This window comes from Desulfamplus magnetovallimortis (assembly GCF_900170035.1).
Taxonomy (GTDB): Bacteria; Desulfobacterota; Desulfobacteria; order Desulfobacterales; family Desulfobacteraceae; genus Desulfamplus; species Desulfamplus magnetovallimortis.
The window spans coordinates 8379-13074 of sequence record NZ_LT828550.1; the positions used below are offsets into that span (position 1 = coordinate 8379).

Consider the following 4696-nt stretch of genomic DNA (forward strand, 5'->3'; position numbering starts at 1 on the left):
TCCCGGAGCATTTTTACGATGTCGTGAAAGTGAATGGGGTGGTGTTTGCTCAAAGGCAATTTTCAATGAGAAAAATCATATCCGGATGGGGATTGCCCCTGATTTTGCAGGTTTTCCGGGCAAAAAGAGCATGGAAAATTCGGATTCATGCCGGAATTTGTTGACGGGCTGCACATTGGATAGTACAGGAAATATGGTTTTTCTATTAGCAAACAATGTGCCACTGATGGGAAAAACATTGATTTGCGGGGGCTGAAGATAAAATTCGGCTTCATATAACCAATCGTACCACCGCCAGCCGATTAGGGCTGTGGATGTATCGCAGGCTTTTGCGGCTGACGGTGTACTCAACGTTGTGTGTCTAAATTTCAGCTTTTTTTCTTTTTAACCCATACAGCCCATAGCCCACAAACTGGACATTTTTTTGATTTATGGGTTTTGCTCATTTTCTCTGCCCACATATGCCACTCTACATATCGTTCTGGACATTTGGTATGGAGTTTTTTGCATTCATCTTTCATTCTTTAACCCAGTCCATAAAAGCCCTAAAATAATCACCTTCATACACAAAAAAACAACCATTAAAAGGTAGCCACTCAGTAAACCTTGACCAAAAACCATATAAGCAATTGCATTTTTCATTACAACAAAGCTTATGAGGCAATCCATAAAAAATCACTTTGAGATAATCACTTCCACATAATGGACACATATATTAATAATCCTCTTTTATTTATCGTTAACCCGTCACACAACAAGCCACTCCACCGGACAAGGTGCATGGGAGTTTCTCGTTGATTTATAGTTTATCACGGCACCTTGCCCGTGAGTTGGGCGTTCTGCCCGCCAGCAAGCAGTCTTTATTTTAAACCCAAGGAAAAATTACCTATGAAGCTATTTATCGTTCGGGATCAAGCCAAAAAAATGCTTGGTGGAATTTCATTTCAACTGTCGGCACGCGTTGAACTTTCATCTGAAGAAGCTGACTTGGTGAAAAAGTATAAAATGGACAAAGAAGTTTTGCTTGAAAAAGAAGTGAAAATTCCTTTGACAGGGCGTTCAATTGCTCTAAATATAACGATTGGAAGCTTGATGCAAGGTCAGTCTTTTAAATGTAATGATATTGCAGAAATACTCGGATACGAAGAAAATGTAAAAGAATCCTGTAAAACATTTAAAAACTATATTGAAGTTATGAAACACTTTGGAGGTGAAGAGGTCGTTGAATATTGAATCGGGAGGATATAAATGGCAGCTACAGTGATTGGACGTGTTAAAGCTGGAAGCGGAAAGAGTTATGAGGTTAAATGGGATCAATCCAACAGAGACATATATGTGTCATATGCTGGGTGGTCTCATGTAGGAAAAGCCTCATCTGCGAGTGAAGCAATGAACAAAGCAGAAGCTTATTTGTATAACAAGTAACAAAAGAATGCTGGCGGGCATTTTCTATCATCTCAAAAGATAAAATGCTACATATTACTTGCTTATAGATAACATATTTGTTATATTTACTACATGGAATGGAAAATTGAATATTACAACGAAAAACTGGAAAATGAGATTTTAGATTTACCTGAAGGGCTGTTAGCACGGTACTTACGGCTAACGGATTTGATGTTTGAATTTGGTCCTAATCTTGGTCTCCCACACACCAAATCAATGGGAAACAGCCTTTTTGAATTACGGGTAAAAAGTAAAGAAGGGATAGCGAGAGTTTTTTTCTGCATAAAAGTTGGCAGAAAAATATTCATGCTTCACTCATTTATAAAAAAATCTCAAAAAACACCCCAAAAAGAGATTAAAATTGCAAAAAAAAGAATGAGCGAGGTAATGAATAATGACACACTCTAAGTTGAAAGAAAAAGCATTTCAAAAGAAAAATGTCAGAAATATATATAATTCTTTAGAACTTGAATTTTTATTATTACGTGAGTTATTACAGGCTCGCCAAAAAGCAGGGTTGAGTCAAGCTGAAGTTGCAAAGCGTATGGGAACAAAAGCACCTGCAATTACACGACTCGAATCTTCTTTGAGTAGCGGCAAGCACTCGCCATCTCTTGCTACTTTGAAAAAATACGCAAATGCTTTGGATTGCCAATTAGAAATCAAATTAGTTTCACGAACACAAGTTCCTACAGTTTAATTTTTAAACAATTCAAAAAAAAAATGGGCAGAACAAGTCGGTCAACCTGACCGCGTGAACGGGAGTCGTTAACCGCGAAGGCTACTGGCGCGGCAGGTTACCTCAGCGTTGTACAAATATGATTTGGGAGGCGAAGCTGAAGAAACATAATGTAGTAAGCGTTTGGGGATTATGTTTTGGTGAAAGGGTTTTTGAATAACAATAAAATATTGGAGGCAAATATGTTAGTAAATGAGCGATTCCCAGTGTTGTCTTTTACATCAAAAATGCTATTTTTTATAGGCTGTCTCATTCTTTTTTTAGGAATAATATCGGGAGTTCTTGAATTGATTGAATTTTTCAAATTCCTTGGAACTGAAGGTGGAGAATGGTTTTGGTCAAAAAAAGATATTTTTCAAACTGCTACTTGTGTAATTTGTGTGATTTGGGGCTTAATGCTTATGATCATGGCTGAAATGATAGGTGTTTTATTTGCAATAGAAAAAAATACTCGGAGCTAAAAATGTCTGCTCACAAATTTGGATTTATTTATTGTTTAATTACATTGATAGTGTTTAATGCTCTTGTTTATGCTGGAGTTAGGGTTAATCCTGAAAAATTATTTCAGTCTGCTATTCACGCATACCAATCATCTAATTACAATAAAGCAGAACGTTTGTTAAAAAAATCATTGAAAGAAGGGCTTTCAAGTACTAAAAAAATTGAAGCTCAAGAAATGCTCGAAAACTGTTTTTATCTGCCAGCAATTTCAGCATATAAACAAATGAAATTTGAAGAAGCTCTAAAATTATTTAATGTTGCTTTAAGTGAAGGATTGTCAAAAGAAAAGTCGAGGAAAGCAAGACAAAAAATTTGGGAATGTAATTTCATAATTCAGAAAAAACCTTTTGAGGATTTATATTCAACAGCAGAATTATTATCAAATTTTACAAGTGAGAAGCATAAAAAGCGTTTATTGAAAAAAATTGTTCGTGAACTTAGCAAGTCTGGAGAAGTTAAAAGAGCAATTAATCTTGTAAATGCCATTCATGATGCTGAAAGCAGAGATTATGCTTTAGAAGAGGCTTTAAAAGAACTAATCAATCAAGACGAGTTTGATAAAGCAGTTGAATTATCAAAAAAGTTTACCAATAAAATTATTGGTGACAGAATACTAAAAGAGATATCAAGCAGATTGGTCGAAAGTAATGATATTAATAAGGCTGTTGTGATAATTGAATTGATGCAGGCTAAAAAGCAATATAAAAACGAAGCTCTTTGGTATGTTATTAAAAAGTTAATTGAGAATGATGAAATTAACGAAGCATTAAAATTGTCAGAATCTATTGGATATGACTCACATATGCAATCTTCAGTATATGGTGCAGTTATTAAGAAATATATAGAAAAAAAGAAGATAAAAAAGCAATTAGTATAACAAAAAAAATTATTCAAATTATCCACTCAATTGAAGATGGAGATTCTCAATATTCTTCTTACTCTCATATTGCAGAAATCATTTCAGAGTCAAATGACGTTGATTATATTCTTAATATACTAAAAAAGGTTAATGATACTGAATTAAAAAACCACTTGTATGCAAAAATTGCATATTCATGTGTTGAGAAAAGTGAAATTTCCGAATCGATAAAATATGCAAATTTGATTGACCAAAAGTATTATTATCGAAAGTCTTATTTATTGAGAGAAATAATTTATTGGATAGCAAAAGAAGATAGTTTGGAAAATGCTCAAAAAACTATGCACGATTTTGCCCAAAAAAATAAATATACAAACAGAAAATGGTTTGATCGTTTTTGTTTTGAAAAAATTTGTTTAGCTATGGCTGAAAATGGCCAATTAAAAGAAGCACTACAAGTTGTAAAGTCTAATGAATATATAGATAAAAATAGACTTTTCGTAGCACTTGCAGAGGACCTCGCAAGACAAGATCTTTTTGAAGATGCAATTGAATTAGCAAAATCAATTCCAGAACAGCAGGCCAAAATCAAAATTTTAGGCATGGTATCAACTAAATTTGCTTGGAGTAATCAAGTGGATAGAGCTCTTGCGACGATTAATTTAATACCAATTAATTCTTCCGATGGAGAAAGAGAACAATGTTGGGCAATTTTATCAATTTTTAATGCATTAAACAAAAAAAGAAATTCTCAAAAATCTATTGAATTGCTGAATAATATGATCGCCGAGTTGCCTAAACAACATAAATGCTTTTCAACTTTTATTAAAGGTAGATGTGCTATAGAACTTATTGAAAATGTTGCTGAAAGCGGAAGTTTTGAAAAAGCAATGGAAATATGTCAATCTACTTATGATAATGATGAGGAAAAAGTGTATGTGTTGGCTCTGATTGCAACGAAATTTCCCAAAACAGATAATGCACAAAGTAGCCAAATAGCTAAAAAAATCATGACTATATTTGTAAATGATTTAAATGAGATATAAAATATAACTTTTATTTCAATATGTTGTACAACAGGTCGTTCGAGGGGACGCCGTGAACGGGAGTCGTTGACCGCGAAGGCTGTTGGCGGCGCCCCTCAACTCAGC

At 34.2% G+C, this 4696-nt stretch carries 8 protein-coding genes; all 8 read left to right on the forward strand.

Annotated features, from left to right (window positions below; translation table 11 throughout):
- A partial coding sequence (locus MTBBW1_RS29135; protein WP_222424091.1) for a hypothetical protein occupies window positions 1–256 on the forward strand: 256 nt, incomplete at its 5' end.
- 632 nt (window positions 257–888) lie between these two features.
- The gene (locus MTBBW1_RS17030) at window positions 889–1233 is read left to right on the forward strand and encodes a hypothetical protein (RefSeq protein ID WP_080805208.1); all 345 of its coding nucleotides are present in this window, start codon (window positions 889–891) and stop codon (window positions 1231–1233) included.
- Between the two features lie 15 nt (window positions 1234–1248).
- Window positions 1249–1425, forward strand: a complete 177-nt coding sequence (locus MTBBW1_RS28475; protein ID WP_186441418.1) for a hypothetical protein — start codon at window positions 1249–1251, stop codon at window positions 1423–1425.
- Between the two features lie 93 nt (window positions 1426–1518).
- Window positions 1519–1854: a type II toxin-antitoxin system RelE/ParE family toxin gene (locus MTBBW1_RS17035; protein ID WP_080805212.1), complete on the forward strand. Its 336-nt coding sequence runs from the start codon at window positions 1519–1521 to the stop codon at window positions 1852–1854.
- Entirely contained in the window at window positions 1841–2146 is a 306-nt protein-coding gene (locus tag MTBBW1_RS17040) for a helix-turn-helix domain-containing protein (protein ID WP_080805214.1), read from the forward strand. The genes MTBBW1_RS17035 and MTBBW1_RS17040 overlap by 14 nt, the downstream gene beginning before the upstream one ends.
- Before the next feature lie 221 nt (window positions 2147–2367).
- On the forward strand, window positions 2368–2646 hold the full coding sequence (locus MTBBW1_RS17045; protein ID WP_080805216.1) for a hypothetical protein: 279 nt from the start codon (window positions 2368–2370) through the stop codon (window positions 2644–2646).
- Between the two features lie 2 nt (window positions 2647–2648).
- Window positions 2649–3563: a hypothetical protein gene (locus tag MTBBW1_RS17050; RefSeq protein ID WP_080805218.1), complete on the forward strand. Its 915-nt coding sequence runs from the start codon at window positions 2649–2651 to the stop codon at window positions 3561–3563.
- Between the two features lie 263 nt (window positions 3564–3826).
- Entirely contained in the window at window positions 3827–4591 is a 765-nt protein-coding gene (locus tag MTBBW1_RS17055) for a hypothetical protein (protein ID WP_139786797.1), read from the forward strand.
- Window positions 4592–4696: the final 105 nt, after the last annotated feature.

What these genes read in the sequence shown, in the direction of transcription:
- MTBBW1_RS17030 (WP_080805208.1), top strand. Translation starts at nt 889, where the DNA reads ATGAAGCTATTTATCGTTCGGGATCAAGCCAAAAAAATGCTTGGTGGA.
- MTBBW1_RS28475 (WP_186441418.1), top strand. Translation starts at nt 1,249, where the DNA reads ATGGCAGCTACAGTGATTGGACGTGTTAAAGCTGGAAGCGGAAAGAGT.
- MTBBW1_RS17035 (WP_080805212.1), top strand. Translation starts at nt 1,519, where the DNA reads ATGGAATGGAAAATTGAATATTACAACGAAAAACTGGAAAATGAGATT.
- MTBBW1_RS17040 (WP_080805214.1), top strand. Translation starts at nt 1,841, where the DNA reads ATGACACACTCTAAGTTGAAAGAAAAAGCATTTCAAAAGAAAAATGTC.
- MTBBW1_RS17045 (WP_080805216.1), top strand. Translation starts at nt 2,368, where the DNA reads ATGTTAGTAAATGAGCGATTCCCAGTGTTGTCTTTTACATCAAAAATG.
- MTBBW1_RS17050 (WP_080805218.1), top strand. Translation starts at nt 2,649, where the DNA reads ATGTCTGCTCACAAATTTGGATTTATTTATTGTTTAATTACATTGATA.